Raw genomic sequence first — 25,471 nt, forward strand, 5'->3', positions numbered from 1 at the left:
GGGAGTCGCCCGCCGGTCACCGGGAGCGCGGCAGCGCCGCGTCGGCGAGCTCAGGCGCGGTCAGCCGCAGCGTGGTCGGGGCCGGCTGGAACGCGGGGGTGAGGTGGAGGCGTTCGACGCCCTCCTCGCCGGGGGCCGCGAGGGCGGCGGTGCAGGCGCAGTCGGCGTCGGCGAACCCGGCGAAGCGGTAGGCGACCTCCATCATCCGGTTGCGGTCGGTGCGCCGGAAGTCGGCGGCCAGATGCACCCCGGCACGCGCCGCCTGGTCGGCCAGCCAGTTCAGCAGGGTGGACCCGGCGCCGTAGGAGACCACACGGCAGGAGGTGGCGAGCAGTTTCAGATGCCACACCGCCGGGTGGCGTTCCAGCAGCACGATGCCGACGGCGCCGTGCGGGCCGAACCGGTCGGCCATCGTGATGACCAGCACCTCGTGCGCGGGGTCGGTGAGCAGTCCGCGCAGTACGGAGTCGGAGTAGTGCACACCGGTGGCGTTCATCTGGCTGGTGCGCAGGGTCAGTTCCTCGACCCGGGACAGCTCCCGCTCGGTGGCGCGGGAGATGGCCATCTCGATGTCCAGGGTGCGCAGGAACTCCTCGTCGGGGCCGCCGAACTCCGCCCGCTCGGCGTCACGGCGGAACCCCGACTGGTACATGGTGCGCCGCTGCCGTGAGTCCACGGTGACCACGGCGGGGCTGAACTCGGGCAGCCCGGTGAGCCCGGCCACGTCCTCGGCGGTGTAGCAGCGCACCTCGGGGAGCCGGTAGCCGACCTCGGCGCGCTCGGCGGGCTGGTCGTCCACGAAGGCCATGGCACGGTGTGCGAAGTTCAGCCGCTCCGCGATGGCACGCACCGATTCCGACTTGGGCCCCCAGCCGATGTGCGGCAGCACGAAGTACTCGGCGAGGCCCAGCGCCTCCAGGCGCGCCCAGGCGTGGTCGTGGTCGTTCTTGCTGGCGATCGACTGGAGAATGCCGCGATCGTCGAGGGTGGTGATGACATCGCGCACCCACGCGAACGGCGGCACCTCGCCGTCCTCGAGCAGGGTGCCGCGCCAGAGTGTGTTGTCGAGGTCCCAGACGAGACATTTGACGGCCGCCGGCGGCTCGCTCACGGGCTTCCCCTCCGTCATGGTCGCACCTTCTTCCGCATGTGCCGGGCGAGCACGAGCTGGCAGATCTCGCTGGTGCCCTCGATGACTTCCATCAGCTTCGCGTCGCGGTAGGCACGGGCCACCACATGGCCGTCGGACGCCCCGGCCGACGCCAGGAGCTGTACGGCGCGTGCCGCGCCCTGTGCCGCCTCGCGCGAGGCGACGTACTTCGCGTGCACCGCGTCGACGGCCATGTCGGGCGAGCCGGTGTCCCAGGAGGCGCTGGCGTGTTCACAGGCCCGGGTGGCGTGCCGCTCCGCGACGTACAGCTCGGCCAGGTGCCGGGCCACCAACTGGTGCTCGGCGAGCGCCCGGCCGGACTGCTCCCGGCTGGCGGTGTGCGTGGCGGCGGCGTCCAGGCACGCGCGCAGGATGCCGACGCACCCCCAGGCCACGGACATGCGCCCGTAGGTGAGCGCGGCGGTGGTCGCCAGGGAAAGCGGCAGCCCGGTGCCGCCGAGTACATGCCCGGCGGGCACCCGGACCGCGTCCAGGGTGATGTTCGCATGACCGGCGGCGCGGCAGCCCAGGGGGTTCTCCACCCGTGTGATGCGCACTCCGGGTGTCCGGGCGGGCACGACCACGGCCGTGGCGCCGCCCCGGTACTTCCCGAACACCAGCAGCAGATCGGCGTAGTGGGCGGCGGTGATCCACACCTTCCGTCCGGTGACCACCACCTCGGCGCCGTCGTCGGCGATCTCGGTCTCCATCGCCGACAGGTCGCTGCCGGCGCCGGGTTCGCTGAATCCGACCGCCGCCAGGTCACCGGAGGTCAGCCGGGGCAGAAAGGTGTCCCACTGCTCGGTGCCGCCGAGCCTGCGCACCGTCCACGCCGCCATGCCCTGCGAGGTCATCACGCTGCGCAGGGAGCTGCACCGGGCGCCGACCCGCGCGGTGAGCTCCCCGCCTGCCCGGCTGTCCAGTCCGGTGCCGCCGTGCTCGGGGCCGACCTGTGCGCACAGCACACCGGAGGCGCCGAGTTTGACCAGGAGGTCGCGGGGCAGTTCCCCGGCCAGGTCCCAGGCGTCGGCCCGGTCCCCGATCAACCCGCTGACCAGCTCCGCGTGGTCGGTGGCGGCGTCGGTCACGGCTTGACCCCGCGCAGCCGCAGGACCATCGCGGTCATCGCGTTCACCGTACGGAAGTTGTCCAGCGCCAGATCGGGGCCGCTGATCACCACGTCGAAGGACGACTCCAGGTGCACGACCAGTTCCATGGCGAACATCGAGGACACGGCGCCGGTGCTGAACAGGTCGGTGTCCGGGTCCCAGGTCTGCTTGGTGCGCTGTTCGAGGAACTGCTGCACCTCCTGCGCCACCGTCTCGGCGGTGTGGCTGCCCTGCTCGGATGAGATGGTCACGCCAGCTCCTTCCCGTATGCGTAGAACCCGCGGCCCGACTTGCGGCCCAGGTGGCCGTCGCGGACCTTCTCCAGCAGCAATTCGCTCGGTGCGCACCGGGCGTCGCCGGTGCGTTCATGCAGCACGCGCAGCGAGTCGGCGAGGTTGTCCAGGCCGATCAGGTCCGCGGTGCGCAGCGGTCCGGTGCGGTGGCCCAGGCAGTCCCGCATGAGGACGTCCACGGCCTCCGCCGTCGCCGTGCCCTCCTGCACCACACGGATCGCGTCGTTGATCATCGGGTGCAGCACCCGGCTGGTGACGAACCCCGGCCCGTCGCCGACGACGACCGGCTTGCGCTCCAGCGCGCGCAGCAGATCCGTCACGGCGGCCATCGCCGTTTCCCCGGTTCGGGGGCCGCGGATCACCTCCACCGTGGGGATCAGATAGGGCGGGTTCATGAAGTGGGTGCCGACCAGCCGTGCCGGATCGGCGATGAAACCGGCCAGTTCGTCGATCGGGATGGAGGAGGTGTTCGAGATCAGCGGCACCCGCCCGCCGGTGAGCCCGGCGACCGCTTCGAGCACCTTGGCCTTGGTGGGGGTGTCCTCGGTGACGGCCTCCACCACGGCGGTGGCCTCCCGGCCGTCGGCCGGGGACGCGGTGACCGTCAGCTCTCCGGGCGGCCGGTCGGCGGGCAGGGCTCGCATGAGCTGGGCCATGCGGAGCCGTTCGGTGACCGCGGCCCGCGTCCGGCCGGCCTTGGCCTCGTCCACCTCGACGACCGTCACCGGGATTCCGTGCCCCACGGCGAGAGAGGTGATCCCCAGTCCCATTGTTCCCGCACCCAGCACCATGAGCCGGTGCGCTTCCGCATGTCCGCTCATCAATCGCCTCCGCAGCGCGTTGTGAACAACGTGCCAACCATGACACGCGCTTGTCGCGTTCACGATATTCTCGGGGCGGTCACGCAAATCCCCTAAGGATCCCCCCTACACCCCCCTCAGCCCGGAATATGGGTTCCGGCATTCCGCGGGACGCCATTGCGCGGCACACCGGCGGATTCCTAGCATTGGCCGCATTGACTTTCCCCGGACCTTCCCTTTCCACCTTTGCGGGGTGTGGCAGTCCAATGGCTCAGCAAGTCGATGTGACCGAAGAAATTCTCGGCTATGTCCGGGAACTGTCCCTGCGCGACGACGAGGTCCTGGCCGGGCTGCGGGCGGAAACCGCGGGTCTGCCGGCCGCACAGGCCATGCAGGTGATGCCCGAGGAGGGCCAGCTCCTCGGACTGCTGGTGCGGCTCGTCGGCGCCCGTTCGGTGCTGGAGATCGGCACCTTCACCGGCTACAGCACACTGTGCATGGCGCGGGCCCTGCCGGCCGACGGCACGCTGATCACCTGCGACATCACGGAGAAGTGGCCGGGGCTCGGGCGTCCGTTCTGGGAGCGCGCCGAAGTGGCGGACCGCATCGATGTGCGCATCGGCGACGCGAAGGACACACTGGCCGGACTGCGGCGGGCGGGCCGGGAGTTCGACCTGGTCTTCATCGACGCGGACAAGACCGGCTACGCGCACTATTACGAGGAGTCACTGGCGATGCTCCGGCGCGGCGGCCTCATCGTCCTGGACAACACCCTCTTCTTCGGCCGGGTGACCGACCCCGCCGCACAGGACGCCGACACCGCCGCCCTGCGCGAGATGAACAAACTGCTCCGGGAGGACGGACGCGTCGAGATCAGCATGCTCACCGTGGGCGATGGGATCACGCTGGCGGTCAAACGCTGAGTCCTCGCCTGCCGTGACGGCCACTTCCCGGGGCCTCCCGGGAAGTGGCCGTTCGCGGTCGGTGCTCATGTCGGTGCCGGGCGGGGCTCCCGCCGGGGTGCCGTCGTCACGCCAACTCCATGCGGTCCGCGTAGAGTTCGGTGGGCAGCTGCTCCCGGTGCTTGATGTCCAGCTTGCGGAAGACCCGGGTCAGATGCTGCTCCACCGTGCTGGCCGTGACATACAGCTTCCCGGCGATCTCCCGGTTGGTGTAGCCCATGGCGGCCAGCGACGCGACACGCCGTTCGGAGTGTGTCAGCCGCTCGATCCCGGCGTCCGCCTTCGGCGCCGGCGCCACGGCCTGGGACTGGTCGTCGGCCGGCAGCCACTCCTCGTACAGCGACGCGGCGTCGCACATCTTCGCCACATGCCAGGCCCGGCGCATGGTCCGGCGGGCCTGCTTCTTCTCGCCGAGCGCGTGGTACGCCTGGCTGAGGTCCCACAGCGTGCGGGCCAGCTCGTACTTGTCCTCCTGCTCGGTGAACAGCCCCACCGCCTCGTTGAGCAACTGCGGCCGCCGCTTGGCCGAGCTGGTGGCGGCCAGGAGGCGCAAGGACTGCCCGCGGGCCCGGGCACCGTCCGTATGCGGACGGCTGAGCTGCTGGTAGACCAGGATCCGGGCCTGGTCGTGGTTGCCCTGTGCGAGCCATGCCTCCGCCGCGCCGATCCGCCATGGCACCGGGTCGCAGCCGCTGCTCAGCCCCCAGTCGGTGAGCAGCTCGCCGCACAGCAGAAAGTCCGCGAGCGCGGCCTGGTGCCGGCCGGCCGCCAGGAAGTAGTGGCCGCGCGCGTACAGGTAGTGCAGCCCGTAGGAGCTTTTGAACATGGCGTTGGGCACGGTCTGCGCGACGTGGAACCCCGCCTCCTCGTGCCGGCCCATCCGCGTACACGCCAGGATCAGGGAGCCGAGCGGCAGCCCGACCGCGACACCCCAGGCGCCGGGAGAGGCGTGGGTGAGGGCGGCCCGGGAGCGCTCCGCGGCCTCGGCGAGGTCACCTCGGCGCAGCGCGATCTCCGACCTGGCCGCCGCCAGCACCGCCTGCCGCATCGGGACGTGCGGCCCCGCGCCGGTCTCGCCGAGCGCCCCCTCGCACCATGCGGACGCCAGGTCGATCCGGCCGCCGTAGACCAGCGCGAGCAGGGCGAACAGCCCGGCCTGCTCCTGGCACGCCGGGTCGTGGCCGAGCTGGAGTTCGCGCAGCACCTCCTCGGCCCGCCGGACGGTGTCATGGGTCTGCCCGCCGGTGAGCACGTCCGCCAGTACGGTGCCGGCCCGCGGCCACACCGCCGCCCGCGTCGCGGCGGAGCCACCGTGGTGCGCCGGGGCCGGCCGCCGCTCCGCGAGCCAGGGGTAGGTGCAGGTGAGCGCGGCCTCGATGGCATGGAGCTGGTCGGTGGCGGCGGGGTCCTCGCGCAGATGGGCGAGCAGCCCCTCCACCTCGGTCAGCCCGCCCTTCCACAGCAGCTGCATGAGCAGGGTGACGCTGTCGGGGAGGCCGAGCCGGCCGGCGCGGACGGCGCCGTACAGCGGTGTGTGGTGCCGGGTGGCGGTGGACGGGTTGATCTTCCATTCCGCCTCGGCGAGCTTCGCCTGCAAGGCGGCGCGCCGCTCCTGGTGCGGACACTGTTCGAGGGACTGCTCCAGTAAGTCGACGGCGACGGACGCCTCTTCGCCCACCGCCACCTGCTCGGCCACTTCCAGCAGCAGCTCCGGCGACCATGAATCGGGGATCCGCCCGGCCCGCACCAGATGACGGGCGATCGTGGTGGCGGGCCTGCCCTGGTCGTGCAGCAGCCGCGCGGCCCGCTGGTGCAGGGTCCTGCGGGCCCTCGCCGGCGTGTCGTTGAGCACGCTCAGCCGCGCCGCCTCCTGCCGGAACGCGCCCTCGTCCATCAGCCCGGCGCCCGTCAGCGCCGCCAGCACCTGGCCGATGGGCTCGGGCTCGTGTCCGGTCAGCCAGGCCAGGTCGGTGGCGGGCAGGGAGAAGCCCACCACGGCCAGCGCGCGCACCACGTCCAGGAAGATCGGCTCATTGCGGTGCAGACAGCTCAGGAAGGACTGGCCATAGCCGGTCTGGCGGGCCTCGCCGTGCTCGCGGTAGTCGGCCAGCAGGGTGTGCAGCAGCAGCCGGTTGCCACCGGTGGCGGCGTAGACATCGCCGGCGCGGGCGCTCGCGGTCTCCCCCAGCTCCGCCACGACCACGTCGGCCACCTCGTCGGGGGTGAGCGGGCCGAGGCCGATCCGGTGCAGGCGCTGGGAGCGCAGCAGTTCGTAGCGGAGCGGCAGGGTGGGCGCGGGCAGGCTCAGATCGTCGGTGAACACGGCGGCGATCCGTGCCGAGTCCAGCCGCCGCACCAGTTGGAGGAGGAAGTGCGCGGAGGCCGGATCGCTGTGGCGCACATCGTCCACGGCGAGCAGCAGCGGGGTGTGTTCCGCGTAGTCGATCAGCAAGGTGCACAGCCGATGGCACAGCCGGGCGATCTCGGCCCGGTCCACCGGGTCGCTGGTCCCGCGGAGGATGTCCGGCAGCCCCGGCACCTCGGGCGGCCCGCCCGCTGACTTCCGGGCGCCGCGGGCCAGTTGGGAGACGACACCGAAGGGAAGATCCCGCTCGCAGGGGGAACACGTCGCCGTGATGACGAGCCGGCCGGCCGCCGCGGCCCGCTCGGCGAACGACCGGAGCAGGGTGGTCTTACCGCATGCCAGCGGTCCGTCCAGGAGAAGAGCCTGCCCGGGCCGCACCAAAGAGTCACCGAACGCGTGTCCGAGGTGCGCCGCGGCATTCAATACCGTGTCCATCGGACGGGAATTCCACTCGGTATTCACCGGCATGGCATAGCTGAAGGGCATGTTGAGGGTCCCCGATCGAGGTCGACGAAATATGGACTCGCGATCCTTGAATCAGACCGAACATTGATCGGGAAACGATTCCATCAGTGCGTCCACATCAGCATCAACCCCTACCGGAACCTCCGCCCCCTAACCCGGTCCACCGCATCTCGTCCAGCACACCGCGCTGTTCAGTTATCCGGGACGCGCGCCGCACGGTCAACCCCCTATCGAGGTGGCGTGCCCCTAAAGCGAAGAGGCGATGAATGCCGTGGCGTATCCCCGTTCCGGCCATTCCGCTTCGTGGCGGTCGCCTCTTCCGGAGCGCGCCGTGTCACCCCGCCGGCTCGCGGGGCATCGCGGCGAGGGTGGCGCTGACGGTGTCCTCGGGGATCCCGGGCACCAGTCCGGGCCCGTCGGGGCCGTCCAGGACGAACGTCAGCCCGTCGGTGGCCTTCTTGTCCAGGCGCATCAGCTCCACCAGCTCGGCCACGGGGACCTGGGCGGGCAGCGCGGTCGGCAGTCCGTAACGGGCGACCACATCATGGTGCTCGGCGACCCGCTCCGGGCCGATACGGCCCAGCGCACCGGCGAGCCGGCCGGCGAAGACCGTGCCGATGGCCACGCCCTCCCCGTGCCGCAGGGCGAACCCCGTGGCACGTTCCAGCGCATGCCCCAGTGTGTGTCCGTAGTTGAGGATGTGCCGCAAGCCCGCGTCGCGTTCGTCCGCGGCGACGATGCCCGCCTTGAGCGTCACACTGGCCGCGATCTGGTCGAGCAGCGGCAGCCCGTCGAGATCGGGCGCGCCGATGAAGTGGCAGCGGGCGATCTCACCGAGGCCGTTGCGCCACTCCCGTTCGGGCAGGGTGGTGAGGTGATCGAGGTCGCAGAGCACGGCCGCGGGCTGCCAGTAGGCGCCGACCAGGTTCTTGCCCTCGGGCAGATTCACCGCCGTCTTCCCGCCGACGCTCGCGTCCACCTGGGCCAGCAGCGAGGTCGGCACATGGACGACCGGTGTGCCCCGGTGGTAGAGGGCGGCGGCCAGGCCCACCGTGTCGGTCGTGGTGCCGCCGCCACAGGACACCACCACATCCGAGCGGGTCAGCCCGAATTCCACGAACCGGCGGCACAGGTCCGTCACGGCGGCCAGGTCCTTGGCCTCCTCCCCGTCGCGCGTGGACACGACGAGCGAGGGCACTTTGGGGTCGGGGGTCTGCTCCGGGGGCCGCGCGGTGACCACCACCGCCTTGCGCGCGCCCAGGGCGGACACCACCCGCGGGAGCAGCCGCCGCACACCGTGTCCGATGTGGACGGTGTACGAGCGCTCGGCCAGCGCGACGGTGACCTGCCGGAAAGGAGCGGCGGAACTGGCGGCCGGACTGGAGGTCGACGTGGTCAAGACTGCCTTCCCATCGCTTGCGCGGCCCCGGCGAGAAGCTGTCCCGCCGGGGCCCGAATCGGGTGTGGAGCGCTTTCAGTCCTCGACCGCGATCGCGGCGGCCGGGCACAGGAACGACGCCTCGGCGACGCCGTCGCGCAGCGCGAGCGGCGGACGCGGGTCCAGCAGGACAACGGCCCCGTCCTCCTCCCGCTGGTCGAACACCTCCGGGGCCGCCAGCGCGCAGTGGCCGGCCGCACAGCACTTCTCCTGATCCACCGAGACCTTCACCGTGGTGTTCCCCTCTCCCTCAGTCTTCCGTCGTTCCGGCGGCCGCGCCGGCCTCCGTGGTCACCAGGCGACGGGCACACGGGCGACGCCGAAGTTCATCGACTCGTACAGAAACGCCAGGTCGTCGAGCGGGGCCTCCAGGCGCAGTGCCGGAAGTCGGCGCAGCAGGGTCTCCAGGGCGATCTGGAGCTCGACCCGGGCGAGGGTCTGCCCCAGGCACTGGTGCACACCGAAGCCGAACCCGATGTGCTCACGGGCGTTCGGCCGGCCCAGGTCCAGTTCGTGGGCGTCCGCGAAGTGGGGATCGCGGTTGGCGCTGGGCAGGTTGATGATCACCCCTTCGCCCGCCGGGATGAGCACCCCGCCGACCTCGACATCCTCGGCGGCCACCCGTCCGGTGCCCTCCTGGACGATCGTGATGTACCGGAGCAGTTCATCCACCGCGTTGGGCATCAGCCCGGGATCCGCCCGCAGCCGGGCGAGCTGCTCGGGGTGGCGCAGCAGCAGGACGCCGGACAGGGCGATCATGTTGGCCGTGGTCTCGTGGCCGGCCAGCAGCAGCACCAGGGCGGTGGCGACCACCTGCTGCTGGGTCAGCCCGCCCGTCAGCTCCTGGTCGACGATGAGCCGGCTGAGGAGGTCGTCTCCCGGCGCGGCGCGCTTGGCCGCACACATCCGGCTGACGTAGTCGACCATGACGCCGAGCGCGGCGCCCATCTCCTCGGTCGACACCGTGAAGTCCATGACGCCCTGCGAGGCCCGCTGGAACTCCGCGAAGTCGGCGTCCGAGACCCCCAGCATCACGGCGATCACCTGGGACGGCAAGGGGAAGGCGAAATCGGCCACCAGGTCGGCCGGCGGCCCCTCGGCGATCAGCCGGTCCAGGAGGCCGTCGACGATGCCCTGGATCATCGGCCGCATCGCCTCGGTGCGCCGGATGGTGAAGTGCGCGGTGAGCATGCGGCGGATCCGGGCGTGCTCCGGATCGTCCATCCTGCCGAGGTTGAACACCTCGGCCGGCACCTCGAACTTGGTGAAGCGTGGCATCCCCTTGTGCGTGCCGTCGGCGCTGAACCTGCTGTCGCCGAGCACGGCCCGCGCCTCGTGATAGCCGGTGACGAGAAAGGGGGTGCTGCCGTCCCACATCCGCACCCGGGTGACGGCGGACCGCTCACGCAGTTCCTCGTAACCCGGCGGGGGTGAGAACGGGCATGCAGCAGCCCGCAATTCGGGGTAGTCGCGTATCTCGTCAGTCCTGTCCATCCGTCCGTCCCGTCCGTCGCTCCATCGCCACCACTGCGCTGCCCTGCGGATTGCCAAGTCTGGTGCGTGCGTCCGCGCTCCACTCCCCTAATCACTCCCCTATCCCCCCTTGCCCCGGGCGGGGCGGGACGCTCAGCAGGAGGACGATCCGGCGGCTCCTATGAGCGGCCACAGGCGGCGCGACAGATCCTGCCGATTTCCCACGGAGAGCTTGCGGTAGACGCGGGTCAGATGCTGTTCCACGGTGCTGACGGTGATGTAGAGGCTCTTGGCGATCTGCCGGTTGGTCATTCTCGACGCCGCGAGGGTGGCCACTCGCCATTCGGCCTCCGAAAGTACGGGTGGCTCGGCATCTTCGGCCGATGTGCCCGGGGCCGTTTCCTCGGGTACCCCGGGCTCCCCGGAGTCCTCGGAATTTCCCGGCGGTTGAGGGTCCGCCGGGCTCTCGGCACCGCCCATGACGGGGTCCCGTCGGCTCTCGTGCTGGGCGCTCATTCCGCACTCGTCCATCAGCTTCTGCGCCTCATGCCAGGTGGCGCGCGCCTGCTGGGTTTCCCCGGTGCTGAGAAAGTCCCGGCTGAGTTCGACGAGCGTGCGGGCGAGTCCATAACGGTCGCCGTGCTCGCGCAGGCACTTGACGGATTGGTAGAGCAGCAGCCTGCGTTTGTCCGGGTCTTCCGCCATGGCCAGTACGCGCAGCGCTCTGCCGCGGGTGCTCATGGGGCGGTCGGGCGACAGCTTGAGCTCTTCCAGGGCGAGCCTTTTGGCCTCCACGGGTTCATGTACGTGCAGATATGCCTCGGCGGCGTCGATGCGCCAGGGTGCCAGATCACCGAAGTCCACGGGCCACTGGTCGATCAGCATCCCGCTCACCATGAAATCGTTCAGCGCGGCATAGGGGCGGTTGGTGGCCAGGCAGTATTGCCCCCGGGCCCGGAGGTACTCCAATCCGACAACGCTGTCGAACATCTCCTTCGGCACCCAGTAACGCAGATACCGCTGGGCCTCGTCCAGCCTGCCGATGGCGGTGTGGGCCGCCACCAGCACGGACAGCGGTAACCCGATGGCGACGCCCCAGCCGCGTGGCGGGATGGACCTCAGCGCGGTGCCGGCGAGATCGATGGCCGAGGTGAAGTCCCCATGACGGCACTGGATATAGGCACGCATGGACAGGGCGACGGCACACGGCGTCTTCATATTGAGCTTGTCCGCCGCGGTGAACAGCGCCCCGCACAGGCGGTCCGCCGCCTCCGTCTCTCCCCTCGCGGCCAGTGCCCAGACGATCCGGCAGGCGTACGCGTAGGCGAACCAGAAATGGTTGGAGTGCGACAACAGGTGCATGGTGTCGGGGGAGAAGTCCGCCATCTGCCGGGGATCCTGGAGATGCCCGATCTCCATGCCCAGTTCGTCCACGGAGAGCTGGAGTCCGTGCTCCAGATTGGCCGCCCACAGCCCGTCGACTTCCCTGTCCGAGGGATCCTGGTCGGGGAAGTGGTGGATCAGCGTCGGTTTGAGGAAGGTGACCCACTGCCGGGTCACCCGCAGCGCCGCCATACTGGACGCATTACCGGAGCCACCACTGCCCGACAGCCATGTGAAGGCTTCTTCGACATCGCTGAACCGGCCGAACCACAGCACCATGAAGAGCAGGAAGCACAGATACTGCTCGGGGATGTCCGCGGGGGATTCGGTCCGTATCGCGGCCATCAGCCGGTCGAGCTCGGGTTCGGCGGCCGCCGGATTGCCGGCCCATAACGCGCCGACCAGCGCCATGCGAATGTCCAGGCGCTCCCGCCGGCCGAGATCGGCGCGAGCGGCCAGCCGCAGACCGGCGACCGCTTCTTCCGTACGGCCCTCGTCGAGATTCTTCTGGGCCGCGTGCCAGAGCACCGCCACACCCTTGTGATCAGGCGTCTTACCGGCGGTGACCAGGAGTTCCGCGACCGCGATCGGGTCGGCCCCGTCGGCATACAGAAGTTCGGCCGCCTTCGCGCCGAGGCGGGCCCGCTCCTCCACTGCCAGCGTTTCCAGCGCGACGGATCGGGCCGCGGGGTGCCGGAAGCATCCGTCCTCCAGGAGCCCTGCGGAGTCGAGGACATCGATGGCCCGGGCCGCGCGCTCCTCACCGCATTCGAGCATACCGGCCACCCGCCGCGGGCTGCCGTACGGGCCCAGTACGGCGAGGATCTGTGCCATCTGGAGCAGCGACGGATGGCATAACAGGCTCCAGCGATAGGAATCCCGGAACTCCGCTCCGACCGTGACCTCTCTTTCCGATCCGTCCGGAGCGGACATGAGATGGTCGTGCAGCAGCGCCTTCACCAGCCTTGGATTGCCACCGCTGATGGCGTGACAGGAGGCGCCGATCCGGTCCGCCAGGTCGGCGTCGGCGTGCCGCTCCAGCAGACGCACGACCCCGGACTCGGAAAGTGTGCCGATCTCCACCTTGTAGAGGTTGTGGAATCCCTGCACACGAGCGCACAGATGATGTGTCCGCCCGCTGGTCATCGCGACGAGCGTACGGGTGCCGGACGCATGTCTGGCGATATGCAGAAGGCACATGAGGGAGGGGTAGTCGACATGCTCGACGTCATCGACCGCGATGACCAGTTGTTTGCCGCCCGCGATGCGGTGCAGCACATCCGATATTTCACGGACCAGCATGGCCAGCATGCCGTGTTCGGCTTCCGAATACCGCTCCCCCGCGGTCCGCCAGCGCGCCACGACGTCCAATTCCCCCATGGCCGCGGAGGATCGGATCAGCTGTTCCACGATATTGAAGGGAATGGCGGTGTCTTCCGCGAATCCGGACGCCGTAAGACAGACCGCGTCCGATTCGGCCGCCCGCTCCTCCAGGCTGCTCAATAAGGTGGTCTTCCCGACTCCGGGTCCCCCGACCACCTGGAGCAGCCCACCGTTTCCCCTTGCTGCCGTGCCGAGAACGTCGCGGAGCCTCGATTGATAATCTGTCAGTCCCATACTCATCAGTCCTCGCTGTGGGGGTTGCGTCTGAGCGATGAGTTGATCTCCGCGGTCATCCCACCCCGCGGAAGAAGACTTCTCTGACGAGACAGACATCCGCTGCGCCGACGGCGGCGAATTTTCTGATGTGGATCACCTCCGGTGGAGCCTGGGTCCTTGACGTTCATATAAGCAGAGACACAACCGGAGCGATACCTTCACCCGATTGTGACCTCAGCCACGGTTTCCTGCCCCCGTGTGAACACGCCTGACCGAGCGGGCGGCCCGCACCCGGAGAAGGGTGGGACACCGCCTGCGCCGACGCGCGGAAGAAAAGCGTTCACGGCCTGCCGACGCGAATACACACCTCAGAGTGTGAACCGGTTATGGACCCGGCAGTATTCCCCGCTCTTCGCGAAGCTGGTGGCTTACCAGCAGCCGCCCCGGCCGGTCACCGCTCCGAGCCCGCCACGGCGGGCTCCGGATCGGCAAGTGCCCAACCCGCGGTCATCCCCCGGTTGCCCCAAAGTCATGTCATGTGTCATTGCCGGCAACCTCCTCGCCCTCAGCAGATATCGCATGCCCCGACTCGGTCGCGGAGTTGCGGGGATTGTCCCCCATATGATCACCACGACATCGCGACCATAAACGGCCGCCACCCCATGATTCCCCTAAATCCTTCGCCTTGATTCGGCCGGGATTTATCTGCTTGCAAATCGGCCGAAACGGATGCGCCGGGGACCGATCCGGGGCCGTGCCCTCGGCATACGATGCCCGAAGTTCTGGCTACTGGCCAGATCAGAGACGAGGGAGCGTAAACCGTGACCGTCAAGGGCGCGCTGTTCGACTTCTCCGGGACGCTGTTCCGAATCGAGTCCACCGAGTCCTGGCTGCGCACCGTGCTGGAGCGGAGCCGGACCGTCCTCCCGGAGGAGGAGTTCGTACGGTACGCACGGGCCCTGGAGGACGCCGGCGCGCTTCCCGGCGGCGCGGCGCCACTCGCGGTGCCGCCGCCTCTGGAGGAGGTGTGGGGCGTACGGGACCGCAGTGCCGAGTCGCACCGGGCGGCCTACACCGGTCTGGCCCGCGAGGTGCCGCTGCCCCGCCCCGGGCTCTACGACGCCCTGTATGACCGCCATATGGAGCCCGCCGCCTGGCGGCCCTATCCCGACGCCGCCGAGGTGCTGGGCGAGTTGCGCCGGCGCGGGGTACGGATCGCGGTGGTCAGCAACATCGGCTGGGATCTGCGCCCGGTCTTCCGCGCCCACGGTCTGGACCGGCTGGTGGACGTCTATGCGCTCTCGTACGAGCACGGCGTCCAGAAGCCGGATCCGGGGCTGTTCCAGGCCGCGTGCGACGCGCTGGAGGTGGATCCGGGCGACGCCGTGATGGTGGGCGACGACCAACGGGCGGACGCGGGAGCGGCGGCCCTGGGCTGCCGGGTCCACCTGGTGGAGCACCTCCCGGTGGACCGGCGCCCGGACGCCCTGCGCGCGATTCTCGGCCTGCTGCCGGACGCCGCCGCGACCTCCTGAACTCCCCGAGGACGGGGCCCCGAAGGAGCCTCCGCGGCCGCACCCACCGGTTCGGGCGATCCCCCCGTGTCGCCCGAACCGGCGGAGACATGCGGCCGCCCCCCAGAGGATCGGCGGACAACCCAACGCCCCCTGAGTATATTGGCTGACAGCCAGCCAACGCAGGAGTTACAGCATGGTCCCCCGAAGCCCGTCGGTCAATGAGGAGTTGCGCCGCCGATCCCAAGTCCGTCTGCTGGACGCGACGGTCGAGCTGATCGGCGAGCACGGCTATGAGGCGACCACCCTCGCCGATATCGCCGACCGGGCCGGGGCGGCCCGCGGCCTGGTCTCGTACTACTTCCCGGGCAAGCGGCAGCTGCTCCAGACGGCCGTCCACCGGCTGATGCACATGGAGCTGGCCCGGGGGCTCGAGCGGGAGCCGCGTCCGGAGGGCGAGGGCGCCGGGCGGGAGCTGCTGGCGCGGGCGATCGACGCGATCCTCGGGCTGGCCCGGGACCGGCCGCGGCTGATGCGCACGCATATGGCCGGGATCCTCACGGCCGAGGGCTTCATCCAGTGCCCCGAGCAGCAGCGGCTGGCCGGTCTGCTGCGGGACACCGTCACGCGGTACGGCTCGGAGGACCCCGAGACCGACTACCGGTTGCTGCGGGCCCTGCTGATGGGCGCGGTGGTCGCGGTGCTGCTGCCGGGCGCGCCGATGCCGCCCGAGCGGCTGCGGGCGGAGCTGTTCCACCGCTATGGACTGGACTGGGAGCTCGGACTCCCGCCGGGCGAGGAGCCGCCCGACGGGAGTCGATGAGCACTCAGAGGTGACTCATGGGTGAGGGACGGACCCTCAGCGGTAGTCGGGCTGCGTCTGCGTGTTGAGCTCGCCCAGCCGGACCGAGGCGGCGCTGTCGGTGCGCCGGTCGTCGATCTTCAGGACGTCGAAGCCCTTGTCGATGTCGTTGGAGTAGATGTAGCCGTTGTAGTAGTACGCGGACCAGGAGCCGCCGGTGATGAGCGTGTCGCCGGAGAGCGGCCCGCGCTCGAAGTAGCCGATTTCCTTGGGCTTGTCGGAGTTGGTGAAGTCCCAGATGGAGACGCCGCCCTGGTACCACGCCTGGACCATGATGTCGCGGCCCTTGGCCGGGATCAGCGAGCCGTTGTGGGCGACGCAGTTCTCGGTGTCGGCCTGGTGGCGCGGGATCTTGAAGTAGCTGCGGAAGACCAGCTTGCGCTTGTCGCCCTTGCCGACGATGTCGTAGATGCCGTCGGCACCGCGGTTCTGGCCCACCTCGGCGTTGCAGGTCGCGGCGACGCCGCCGCCCAGCTCATCGGTGAACACGACCTTGGTGCCGCGCTCGTTGAAGGTGGCCGAGTGCCAGAAGGCGAAGTTGACGTTGTCCTCGACCCGGTCGATGACCCTCGGCTTCGCGGGGTCGGCGATGTCGAGCAGGATGCCGTCGCCCATGCACGCGCCCGCCGCCAGCTTCAGCTCGGGGAATGTGGTGAGGTCATGGCAGCCGGTGGTCTGGGAGACGCCGGGGTTGGTGGGCTGGCCGGGGTTTCCGCCGTCCGGGAAGAGGACGGGGAAGTCGATGACGGCGGCCTTCTCGGGCGCCTTACGGGGCACCTTGATGACGGAGATGCCGTCGTGCGGGGGCTGGCAGTCCGGGAAGGTGACGCTGGGCGAGTACGAGGAGACGTAGATGTACACGTCCTTGCGCTCGGGCACCAGGGTGTGGGTGTGCGAACCGCAGGAGGTCTCGACGGCGGCGACGTACTGCGGGTTCCGCTTGTCGCTGATGTCGAAGACCTTCATGCCCTCCCAGGAGGACTTCTCGGTCGCGGGCTGGGTGGTGCTGTTGCAGGAGTTGTCGCTGCGCGAGGAGTCGGTGGAGAGGAAGAGCAGATCCCCTGAGACCGACACATCGTTCTGCGACCCCGGGCAGAGCACCTGGCTCACGATCCTCGGGCTCTTCGGCCGGCTGATGTCGTAGATGACGAAGCCGTCGTAGTTGCCCGCGAAGGCGTACTTGCCCTGGAAGGCCAGGTCGGAGTTGACGCCCTTGAGGTCCTGCTTGGGGATGTTGGTGAGGTGGCTGACATTGTCGCTGTGGACGATCTGGTCCACGCCGGGAATGTCGCCGTTCTCGATGGCGGCCTTGGCTTCCGCCTGCTGACCGCTGGTCACCCGCTCCTTGTGCGGAGCGTCACCGGGGTCGGGCGTCGCGGCCGCCGGGCCGGCGGCCAGCAAGGTGGCCACCAGACCGAAGGCGGCCGCGGCCGCGCCGAGATATCTGCGCCGCTGCGGAGGTCTTTCCCACGGCTTCACTGCGTCCTCCCTTAGTCGCCGTCTCCGTTCGGAGTTGAACGGTTCACGGACCGGGGGAAGTATCGCTCTATCCATGTACACCACAACAGGTAGCAACATGTTCGTAAAGAGATTTTCCCAACGCGCCCGGACCGGCGGCGTCGCTGACGTGCTAAGACGGTCTGCGGATCCCAAGCGCCCCAGGAGGCCACGGTGTTGAATCGCCGTACGACGCTCCACACCGCATCCCTCGCGGCCGCCGCGGCGGTGGCCGCTCTGGCACTCGTCCTGACCGGCTGTGACGCGGAGAGCGGCGGCGGGGCCGACTCCGCGACGGGCAAGGACGGAAAGCCCGCGGTGATCGCGCCGGGCAAGCCCGGCGAGGCGGCCAAGAAGCTGTCGGCCGAGGAGGCGGCGAAGGCGGGGGACGACGACTCCCCCAACGCGGCCGACCGCTCCTACGTCCGCATGATGATCGAGCACCATCGGCAGGCCCTGGTGATGACCGACCTCGCCCCCGACCGGGCCGGGTCGGCGAAGGTCGAGCGGCTCGCGGAGCGCATCGCGTCCGGGCAGAAGCCGGAGATCGAGGCGATGCGCGCCTGGCAGAAGACGGACGGCGGCGAGCCGAAGGGCGGCGACGGGGGCGGCCACGAGGGCCATGACGCGAAGATGCCGGGGATGGCCACCGCGGCCCAGCTCGAGCGGCTGCGCGCCGCCAAGGGCGCCGACTTCGACGCGCTCTTCCTCAAGCTGATGATCACCCATCACCGGGGCGCGGTCTCCATGGCCACGGATCTGCTGGCCCAGGGGAACAACATCCGGGTGGAGGAGATGGCGAACGATGTGATCGCGCAGCAGAGCAGCGAGATCCGGCGGATGCGCCAGATGACGTAGCGGGGCGCCCGCGACCGTAGGGGGCGCGTCGCGGTGCCGGGGGTGCCTCGCCGTGCCGGGGTGCCTCGCGGTGCCGGGGTGCGGAGCTTGACCTCTCGGGCGTCCGCGGCCGGAGGGGGTCGCGTCAGGACCGGACCAGGCCGTACGGGGATCACGCCCGGAGGCGTCACCCGGACCGGTCCCCCGGCGCGTAGTGCCGGACAGGGCGCCCCGCCGGGTGGGATGCTGGAGACATCCTGCGGAAGGAGCTCCTTCGTGCTTCGCGTCGCGGTCGTCGGATCCGGGCCGAGCGGGGTGTACGCGGCCCAAGCGCTCGTCCAGCAGCAGGCTGTCCCCGAGGTGTCGGTGCATGTGCTGGACCGGCTGCCCTGTCCGTACGGGCTGGTGCGCTACGGTGTGGCGCCCGACCACGAGAAGATCAAGTCGCTCCAGAACACGCTGCGCGCGGTCCTGGAGCACCCCCGGGTCAGCTTTCTCGGCAATGTGCATGTGGGCCCGCCCCCGCTGGTGCCCGAGCGGCTGCTGGGGCTCTACCACGCGGTGGTCTACTGCGTGGGCGCGGCGACCGACCGGCGGCTCGGCGTTCCGGGCGAGGAGCTGCCGGGCAGCTTCTCCGCGACCGACTTCGTCTCCTGGTACAGCGCCCATCCCGACGCGACCGGCGACGCCTTCGCACTCGGGGCGGGCTCCGCCGTCGTCATCGGGGTGGGCAATGTGGCGGTGGACGTGGCGCGCATCCTGGCCCGCGGGGCGGAGGAGCTGAGGCCCACCGATGTGCCGCACGCGGCCCTCGGGGCGCTGTCCGAGAGCCGGGTCTCGGATATCCATATGGTGGGCAGGCGCGGGCCGTCGCAGGCGAAGTTCACCACCAAGGAGCTGCGTGAGCTGGGCTCGCTGACCGGCGCCGATGTGCTGGTGCGCCCCGAGGAGCTGGCGCTGGACCCGGCGTACGGGGACCCGTCGGGGCTGCCGGGGCTCAACCGGCGCAATGTGGAGGTGCTGCGCGACTGGGCGCGGCGCGAGCCCTCGGGCCGGGCGCGCCGGATCCATCTGCGGTTCTTCCTGCGGCCGGTGGCGCTGCTCGGCGAGGGTGCGGTGCGCGCGGTGCGGTTCGAGCGGACCGCGCCGGACGGGCGCGGCGGGGTCGCGGGCACCGGGGTCTTCGAGGACATCGAGGCGCCGCTGGTGCTGCGGTCGGTGGGCTACCGGGGTGTGCCGCTGCCGGGGCTGCCGTTCGACGAGGAGCGCGGCACGGTACCCAACGCGGCGGGGCGGGTGCTGCGCGGCGGCGAGCCCTCGCCCGGGGAGTACGTGGCGGGGTGGATCAAGCGCGGGCCGACCGGGGTGATCGGCACCAACCGGCCGTGCGCGAAGGAGACCGTGGCCTCGCTGCTGGCCGACGCGGACGTGCTCGCCGCCCGCCCGGTGGCGGCGGATCCGCTGCGGGCGCTGCGCGAGGCGGGTCTTGAGCCGGTGGAGTGGACCGGCTGGCTGCGGATCGAGGCGGCCGAGGAGGCGCTCGGGGAGGCGCTGGGGCGTACGAAGGTGAAGATCCCGGACTGGACGGGGCTGCTGGGCGCGGCGCGCGGACAGGAGTGAACCGGGCCGGGTGAACCGCCGCCGGGCCTCCGGCGGCGGCCCCGGCTCCCTGCGGCCGGACGGGCGGTTCACGGGTCTCCACGCGGTCCAAGGGGTTGACACACGACGGCAACACCCCTGAAATCAACAGATTGTTTAAGCCTTCTACGGTCGCGTCACCCTGATCCGTCGCCCATCCCTGCGCCGCGCGAGGAGCCGCCATGACGTCCGTACGCCATCCCGTGGACGAGGTGCCGCCGCCCGGCCGGCTCGCCGCCTTCGGGCTTCAGCATGTGCTGGCCATGTACGCGGGCGCGGTGGCCGTGCCGCTGATCGTCGGCGGGGCGATGAAGCTGTCCCCCGCCGATCTGGCGTATCTCATCAACGCCGATCTGCTGCTGTGCGGTATCGCCACGGTGCTCCAGTGCGTGGGGCTGTGGCGGTTCGGCGTCCGGCTGCCGATCATGCAGGGCTGCACCTTCGCGGCGGTCACCCCGATGGTGCTGATCGGCACCGAGGGCGGCGGGCTGCGCGCGATCTACGGTTCGGTGATCGTGGCCGGGGTGGCGATGATCGTGCTGGCGCCGGTCTTCGGGCGGCTGCTGCGGTTCTTCCCGCCGCTGGTGACCGGCACCGTGATACTGGTCATCGGTCTCTCGCTGCTGCCGGTCGCGGGCAACTGGGCGGCCGGGGGCCAGAGCGCGGCGGACTTCGGCGCGCCGAAGAACCTGGGCCTGGCCGTCGGGGTGCTGGTCCTCGTCCTGGCCGTGCAGCGCTTCGCGCCCGGGTTCCTGAGCCGGGTGGCGGTGCTGGTGGGGATCGTGGCCGGGACGGCGGCCGCGATACCGCTGGGCTTCACCGACTTCTCCGGGGTGGGCGGCGCCGACTGGGTCGGCGTGTCCACCCCGTTCCACTTCGGCACCCCTGTGTTCGAGACTCCGGCCGTGGTGTCGATGCTGGTCGTCGCGCTGGTGACGATGACCGAGACCACCGGCGACTTCATCGCGGTGGGCGAGCTGACCGAGCGCCCGGTCGACGCGCGGCGGCTGGCGAACGGACTGCGCGCGGACGGCGCCGCGACCGTGCTCGGCGGGGTCTTCAACACCTTCCCGTACACCGCCTTCGCGCAGAACGTCGGCCTGGTGGGAATGACCCGGGTGCGCAGCCGCTGGGTGGTGGCGGCCGCGGGCGGCATGCTGGTGCTGCTCGGTCTGGCCCCGAAGCTGGGGGCGGTGGTGGCGGCGATCCCGGCCCCGGTGCTGGGCGGGGCGGGCCTGGTGATGTTCGGTACGGTCGCGGCGAGCGGGCTGCGCACGCTGGCCGGGGTGGACTTCCGGGACAACCACAACCTCACCGTGGTCGCGGTGTCGGTCGCCGTGGGGCTGCTGCCGGTCGGCGTGCCGGGGATCTACAAGGAGTTCCCGGACTGGTTCCAGACGGTGATGGACAGCGGGATCAGCGCCGGGTGTGTCACCGCGATCGCGCTCAACCTGCTCTTCAACCACCTGCCGGCCGGGCGGACTTCAGCCCCGGTCGCCGCCGAGGCGCCCCTCCTGGAGGGCCGCGGCGGCGAGGACGCTGTCGAGCAGACCGGGGAACAGCGCGTCTAGGTCATCGCGGCGCAGGGCGTTCATCTTGGCGGTGCCCCGGTAGATCTGGTTGATCACACCGCATTCGCGCAGCACCCGGAAGTGGTGGGTGGTGGTGGACTTGCTGACCGGCAGGTCGAAGACCGAGCAGGACAGCTCGCCCGGCTCCTCGGCGAGCGTCCGCACCACCCGCATCCGCATGGGTTCGGAGAGCGCGTGCAGCACATCCTCGAGGCGGATCTCCTCGCGCCGCGGATGCTCCAGCGAGCGCCCGGTCGTCTGGGGCTGGGGCGCGGTCGGCGTGGTCTGCGTCTGCACGGCTGCTCCTCATCGCCTCGTTCCGGGACCTCCAGTGTAGTTTGACGATCGCCGTACTACTCCAAGCCCGAACGGGATGGTGGCGGTCCCGGCTACCGGACCGCTCGGTGGTACTGGTCCGGGCTGTGCACCCGGCCGCCCAGTTCGGCCGCCGCGTGGCGGGCGAAGTAGGGGTCCCGGAGCAGTTCGCGGCCCAGCAGGACGGCGTCCGCCTCACCGTTGGTGACGATCTTCTCGGCCTGCTCCGCCTCGGTGATCAGCCCGACCGCGGCCACCGGCAGCCCGGTCTCCCGGCGCACCCGCGCGGCGAACGGCACCTGGTAGCCCGGCTCCACCGGAATGCGCACACCGGCGGCGTTGCCACCGCTGGAGACGTCGAGGAGATCCACTCCGTGGTCCTTCAGCAGGGCGGCGAGCCGGACGGTGTCATCCGCGGTCCAGCCGTTCTCCTCCAGCCAGTCGGTGGCCGAGATACGGAAGAACAGCGGCAGCTCCTCCGGCCAGACCGCGCGGACCGCGTCGACGACCTCCAGGGCGAAGCGGGCGCGGTTCTCGAAGGAGCCGCCGTAGCCGTCGGTGCGGTGGTTGCTGTGCGGGGAGAGGAACTCGCCGATGAGATAGCCATGGGCGCCGTGGATCTCGGCCACCTCGAAACCGGCCGCGAGCGCGCGCCGCGCGGCGTCCGCGAACTGGCGGGTGATCTCGCCGATGCCCTCCTCGGACAGCTCGTCCGGCACCGGGTGGCCCTCGTCGAACGGGACCGGGCTCGGCCCCAGCGGCTGCCAGCCCCGCTGGTCGGCGGCGAGCGGCTCGCCGCCCCTCCAGGGAGCGTCGGTGGACGCCTTACGGCCGGCATGGGCGAGCTGGATGCCGGGGACGGTGCCCTGCGCCTTGAGGAAGCCGACGATCTTACGGAACGCCTCGACCTGGGTGTCGTTCCAGATGCCGAGGTCTCCGGGGCTGATGCGGCCCTCGGGGGACACGGCCGTCGCCTCGACCAGGATCAGCCCGGTGCCGCCGGTGGCACGGGCGCCGTAGTGGACGAAGTGCCAGTCGTGCGGAACGCCGGCGCCCTCGTCCGGGTCCGCGCTGTACTGGCACATGGGCGACATCCAGAGGCGGTTGGGGATGGTCAGCGACCGCAGGGTGAAGGGCTCGAAGAGGGCACTCATGAACGTCTCCGTTTCTCCTCGCGCGGCCCGGCCGGACCGCCGCCTTGTACGGCAACTACCGTAGTACGACGATCGTCAAATTACGAAATCCCTCGTATGAGGCCCGTGACCTGCTGTGACGCATGTGGCCCGAGGTGGCGCGGATGACTTCCGGCCCGTTGTCAGTGGTGGGGTGCAGACTCTGTGATGACGGACACATCCCCTTCTCCTCCATCGATCCGCCCACCGATCCGCCACCCCCCGATCTCCTTTCGCCGTTTTCGTTCCGCCGTCCATCTCATGCTCCCCATCTCATGCTCCAAGGAATGAGCCGTCATGAACGATGTCCTGCTCGCCGTCGGCACCCGCAAGGGTCTCTTCCTCGGCCGCTCCGGCGGCCGCGGGGGCTGGGACTTCACCGGCCCCCACTTCCCCATGCAGGCGGTGTACTCCGTCGGCATCGACACCCGGGGCGACCGCCCCCGGCTGCTGGCCGGTGCGGACAGCTCGCACTGGGGCCCCTCGGTCTTCCGCTCCGACGACCTCGGGGCCGCCTGGCACGAGCCCGCCGAGCCCGCGGTGAAGTTCCCGGAGGGCACCGGCACCTCGCTGGAGCGGGTGTGGCAGCTTCAGCCGGCCGGGCCCGACGAGCCGGGGGTGGTCTACGCGGGCACCCAGCCCGGGGCGCTGTTCCGCTCCGAGGACGGCGGGGAGACCTTCGCGTTCGTCCGCAGCCTGTGGGACCACCCCCAGCGGCCGGAGTGGGGCGAGGGGTTCGGCGGGCAGGCCGTGCACACCGTCGTCACCGATCCGAGGGACCCGCGGGCGCTCATGGTCGCCGTGTCCTCCGGCGGGGTGTACCGCTCCGCGGACGGCGGGGAGAGCTGGGAGCCGTCCAACAGCGGGCTCAAGGCGGAGTTCCTGCCGGATCAGTACCCGGAGTTCGGGCAGTGCGTCCACAAGATCGCCCGGGATCCGGTCGACCCGGACCGGCTCTACCTCCAGAACCACGGCGGGGTGTACCGCAGCGACGACGACGGCGCGCACTGGACCGAGATCGGCAAGGACCTCCCGGCGGACTTCGGCTTCGCGGTCACCGTCCATCCGCGCCGCGGCGGCGTCGTCTACGTCTTCCCGGCCAGCGACGGTTCGGACCGCTACCCCCCGGAGTACCGCTGCCGGGTGTTCCGCACCGAGGACGCGGGCGCCACCTGGGAGGAGCGGTGCGCCGGGCTGCCGGGCGAGCCCCACTACGGGGTGGTGCTGAGAGACGCGCTGCGCACCGATGACGCCGATCCGGCCGGGGTCTACTTCGGCAATCGCAACGGCGAGGTCTACGCGAGCGCCGACGAGGGCGAGAGCTGGCGGCAGATCGCCCGTCATCTCCCGGATGTGCTGTGTGTCCGGGCCGCCGTGATCGGCTGAGAGTGATCGCGAAGCGGCACGCGGCCACGCGCTGAGCCACTAGAGTGACGCGGTGTGGCAGCACGACCCTTGAATGAAATTGTGGAAGCGGGCTGGGCCAAGGCACTTGAGCCCGTCGAGAAACGCGTCGCGGCGATGGGTGACTTCCTGCGGGCCGAGATCGCGGCAGGCCGCACCTATCTGCCCGCCGGGCCGAATGTGCTGCGCGCCTTCCAGCAGCCCTTCGACGAGGTGAAGGTGCTGATCGTGGGTCAGGACCCGTATCCGACGCCCGGACACGCGGTGGGGCTCAGCTTCTCGGTGGCGCCCGAGGTCCGGCCGCTTCCCGGCAGTCTGGAGAACATCTACCGCGAGCTCCACACCGACCTCGGTCTGCCGCGCCCGTCCAACGGCGATCTGACGCCCTGGACCCGGCAGGGCGTCCTGCTGCTCAACAAGGCGCTCACCACGGCCCCGCGCCGCCCGGCCGCCCACCGCGGCAAGGGCTGGGAGGAGGTCACCGAGCAGGCCATCCGGGCGCTGGCCGAGCGCGCCCGCCCGCTGGTGGCCATCCTGTGGGGCCGCGACGCCCGTAACGTGCGGCCGCTGCTGGGCAGCCTCCCGGCCATCGAATCCGCGCATCCCTCCCCCATGTCCGCGGACCGCGGGTTCTTCGGCTCCCGCCCGTTCAGCCGCGCCAACGACATGCTCGTACAGCAGGGAGCGCAACCCGTGGACTGGCGCCTTCCCTGACCCGATCGTTCCAGGTGGGCGAAGGGTAGTCTGCCCGCCATGACAACGCATCCGAACACCCCCGCGGGCTGGTACGCCGACCCCGAGGGCACGCCGAACCAGCTGCGCTGGTGGGACGGCGCCCAGTGGACCTCGCATACCCACGCGGGCCAGCCCGGACAGCCCCCGCCTCAGCAGGCCGCCCCGCCCAATCCCAACCCCGCCAAGGTCCAGCACCAGGTGCAGCAGCAGGCACATGTGGGACCCACGGCGGGCGGTGGCGGCTCGCTGTTCACCGAACCGGTGCTGGTGGTGAACCAGAAGGCCAAGCTGATCGAGCTCACCAATGAGTACAGCGTCTTCGACCAGCACGGCCGCACCATCGGTTCGGTGGTCCAGGTCGGCCAGAGCACGATGAAGAAGGTCGCGCGGTTCGTCTCGAGCCTCGACCAGTTCATGACGCACAAGCTGGAGATCCGCGACGCCAACGGGCAGCCGCATCTGGTGCTCACCCGGCCCGCGAAGTTCGTGAAGTCCAAGGTGCTGGTGACCCGCCCGGACGGACAGCCGGTCGGTGAGATCGTCCAGCAGAACGTCTTCGGCAAAATCAACTTCGGCATCCACGTCAACGGCCAGCAGATCGGCGCCATCAAGGCGGAGAACTGGCGGGCCTGGAACTTCGCCATCGTCGACCACACCGACAGCGAGATCGCCCGGATCACCAAGACCTGGGAGGGCCTGGCGAAGACGATGTTCACGACGGCGGACAACTACGTCCTCCAGATCCACCGCCAGCTGCCCGACCCGCTGCTGAGCCTTGTGATCGCCACGGCCCTCACCGTGGACACGGCGCTCAAGCAGGACTCGCGCGGGTTCGGCTGAGCCGGTGGGCGATACGGCGCCCGGCGATGCGGCGACGCATGTGCTCGGG

The 25,471-nt window shown here is 70.4% G+C and carries 21 protein-coding genes; 9 read left to right on the forward strand and 12 right to left on the reverse strand.

From position 1 onward, the window contains the following. Positions 1-16: 16 nt before the first annotated feature. The 4 genes from AB0E24_RS24800 to AB0E24_RS24815 are packed head-to-tail and all read right to left on the reverse strand — an operon-like array spanning position 17 to position 3,373. The gene (locus tag AB0E24_RS24800; protein ID WP_079256637.1) at positions 17-1,129 is read right to left on the reverse strand and encodes an HAD-IIIC family phosphatase; all 1,113 of its coding nucleotides are present in this window, start codon (positions 1,127-1,129) and stop codon (positions 17-19) included. Further along, positions 1,126-2,238 carry an acyl-CoA dehydrogenase family protein gene (locus tag AB0E24_RS24805; protein WP_069862105.1) on the reverse strand — a complete coding sequence of 371 codons (1,113 nt, stop codon included), beginning with the start codon at positions 2,236-2,238 and terminating at the stop codon, positions 1,126-1,128. Before AB0E24_RS24805 ends, AB0E24_RS24800 begins: the two co-directional genes overlap by 4 nt. Continuing rightward, positions 2,235-2,510 carry an acyl carrier protein gene (locus tag AB0E24_RS24810; RefSeq protein ID WP_093702315.1) on the reverse strand — a complete coding sequence of 92 codons (276 nt, stop codon included), beginning with the start codon at positions 2,508-2,510 and terminating at the stop codon, positions 2,235-2,237. Before AB0E24_RS24810 ends, AB0E24_RS24805 begins: the two co-directional genes overlap by 4 nt. After that, on the reverse strand, positions 2,507-3,373 hold the full coding sequence (locus AB0E24_RS24815) for a 3-hydroxyacyl-CoA dehydrogenase family protein (protein WP_359380012.1): 867 nt from the start codon (positions 3,371-3,373) through the stop codon (positions 2,507-2,509). The genes AB0E24_RS24810 and AB0E24_RS24815 overlap by 4 nt, the downstream gene beginning before the upstream one ends. Before the next feature lie 245 nt (positions 3,374-3,618). Between AB0E24_RS24815 and AB0E24_RS24820 the strand changes: the two genes are divergently transcribed. After that, on the forward strand, positions 3,619-4,275 hold the full coding sequence (locus AB0E24_RS24820; protein ID WP_069862099.1) for an O-methyltransferase: 657 nt from the start codon (positions 3,619-3,621) through the stop codon (positions 4,273-4,275). Between the two features lie 106 nt (positions 4,276-4,381). On the opposite strand, the gene AB0E24_RS24825 is transcribed toward AB0E24_RS24820, so the two are convergent. The 5 genes from AB0E24_RS24825 to AB0E24_RS24845 all read right to left on the reverse strand — a co-directional run bounded on the left by AB0E24_RS24825 (position 4,382) and on the right by AB0E24_RS24845 (position 13,154). Beyond that, complete coding sequence (locus AB0E24_RS24825) at positions 4,382-7,114, reverse strand: helix-turn-helix transcriptional regulator (RefSeq protein ID WP_359380016.1); 2,733 nt, start codon at positions 7,112-7,114, stop codon at positions 4,382-4,384. Between the two features lie 364 nt (positions 7,115-7,478). Then, a complete protein-coding gene (locus AB0E24_RS24830) occupies positions 7,479-8,543 on the reverse strand; it encodes a 3-dehydroquinate synthase family protein (protein ID WP_079256640.1) in 1,065 nt (354 codons plus the stop codon). 75 nt (positions 8,544-8,618) lie between these two features. Beyond that, positions 8,619-8,813 (reverse strand): ferredoxin, encoded by a 195-nt coding sequence (locus tag AB0E24_RS24835; protein ID WP_069862093.1) that lies wholly within the window; start codon positions 8,811-8,813, stop codon positions 8,619-8,621. Between the two features lie 60 nt (positions 8,814-8,873). After that, entirely contained in the window at positions 8,874-10,076 is a 1,203-nt protein-coding gene (locus AB0E24_RS24840) for a cytochrome P450 (protein ID WP_069862091.1), read from the reverse strand. Between the two features lie 132 nt (positions 10,077-10,208). After that, on the reverse strand, positions 10,209-13,154 hold the full coding sequence (locus tag AB0E24_RS24845; RefSeq protein ID WP_359380021.1) for a helix-turn-helix transcriptional regulator: 2,946 nt from the start codon (positions 13,152-13,154) through the stop codon (positions 10,209-10,211). A gap of 704 nt (positions 13,155-13,858) precedes the next feature. Here AB0E24_RS24845 and AB0E24_RS24850 point away from each other — a divergent pair. Both AB0E24_RS24850 and AB0E24_RS24855 read left to right on the forward strand, forming a co-directional pair. After that, complete coding sequence (locus tag AB0E24_RS24850; protein ID WP_359380024.1) at positions 13,859-14,572, forward strand: HAD family hydrolase; 714 nt, start codon at positions 13,859-13,861, stop codon at positions 14,570-14,572. A 175-nt stretch (positions 14,573-14,747) separates the two neighbouring features. Beyond that, on the forward strand, positions 14,748-15,374 hold the full coding sequence (locus AB0E24_RS24855) for a TetR/AcrR family transcriptional regulator (RefSeq protein ID WP_069862081.1): 627 nt from the start codon (positions 14,748-14,750) through the stop codon (positions 15,372-15,374). 36 nt (positions 15,375-15,410) lie between these two features. Here the strand turns inward: AB0E24_RS24855 and AB0E24_RS24860 are convergent, their stop codons facing one another. After that, on the reverse strand, positions 15,411-16,892 hold the full coding sequence (locus tag AB0E24_RS24860) for an LVIVD repeat-containing protein (protein ID WP_069862079.1): 1,482 nt from the start codon (positions 16,890-16,892) through the stop codon (positions 15,411-15,413). A gap of 192 nt (positions 16,893-17,084) precedes the next feature. On the opposite strand from AB0E24_RS24860, the gene AB0E24_RS24865 reads away from it, so the two are divergent. From AB0E24_RS24865 to AB0E24_RS24875, 3 genes are all read left to right on the forward strand, one after another. Next, positions 17,085-17,768, forward strand: a complete 684-nt coding sequence (locus AB0E24_RS24865) for a DUF305 domain-containing protein (protein ID WP_079256644.1) — start codon at positions 17,085-17,087, stop codon at positions 17,766-17,768. Between the two features lie 255 nt (positions 17,769-18,023). Further along, positions 18,024-19,367, forward strand: a complete 1,344-nt coding sequence (locus AB0E24_RS24870) for an FAD-dependent oxidoreductase (RefSeq protein WP_359380030.1) — start codon at positions 18,024-18,026, stop codon at positions 19,365-19,367. A gap of 200 nt (positions 19,368-19,567) precedes the next feature. After that, positions 19,568-20,956 (forward strand): nucleobase:cation symporter-2 family protein, encoded by a 1,389-nt coding sequence (locus tag AB0E24_RS24875; protein WP_359380033.1) that lies wholly within the window; start codon positions 19,568-19,570, stop codon positions 20,954-20,956. On the opposite strand, the gene AB0E24_RS24880 is transcribed toward AB0E24_RS24875, so the two are convergent. Both AB0E24_RS24880 and AB0E24_RS24885 read right to left on the reverse strand, forming a co-directional pair. Next, positions 20,870-21,253 carry an ArsR/SmtB family transcription factor gene (locus AB0E24_RS24880; RefSeq protein WP_079256646.1) on the reverse strand — a complete coding sequence of 128 codons (384 nt, stop codon included), beginning with the start codon at positions 21,251-21,253 and terminating at the stop codon, positions 20,870-20,872. The genes AB0E24_RS24875 and AB0E24_RS24880 overlap by 87 nt on opposite strands. Positions 21,254-21,345: 92 nt before the next feature. Next, on the reverse strand, positions 21,346-22,425 hold the full coding sequence (locus AB0E24_RS24885; protein ID WP_099012814.1) for an NADH:flavin oxidoreductase/NADH oxidase: 1,080 nt from the start codon (positions 22,423-22,425) through the stop codon (positions 21,346-21,348). Positions 22,426-22,740: 315 nt separating this feature from the next. Here AB0E24_RS24885 and AB0E24_RS24890 point away from each other — a divergent pair, with 315 nt between their 5' ends. The 3 genes from AB0E24_RS24890 to AB0E24_RS24900 are packed head-to-tail and all read left to right on the forward strand — an operon-like array spanning position 22,741 to position 25,422. Further along, complete coding sequence (locus AB0E24_RS24890; RefSeq protein WP_093702306.1) at positions 22,741-23,829, forward strand: WD40/YVTN/BNR-like repeat-containing protein; 1,089 nt, start codon at positions 22,741-22,743, stop codon at positions 23,827-23,829. Positions 23,830-23,883: 54 nt separating this feature from the next. Next, positions 23,884-24,561, forward strand: coding sequence for a uracil-DNA glycosylase (locus tag AB0E24_RS24895; RefSeq protein ID WP_069862070.1), 678 nt, complete (start codon positions 23,884-23,886; stop codon positions 24,559-24,561). 39 nt (positions 24,562-24,600) lie between these two features. Next, positions 24,601-25,422: an LURP-one-related family protein gene (locus AB0E24_RS24900; protein WP_079256649.1), complete on the forward strand. Its 822-nt coding sequence runs from the start codon at positions 24,601-24,603 to the stop codon at positions 25,420-25,422. Positions 25,423-25,471 lie beyond the last annotated feature (49 nt).

The sequence above is a fragment of the Streptomyces malaysiensis subsp. malaysiensis genome, assembly GCF_040653035.1.
Taxonomy (GTDB): domain Bacteria; phylum Actinomycetota; class Actinomycetes; order Streptomycetales; family Streptomycetaceae; genus Streptomyces; species Streptomyces malaysiensis.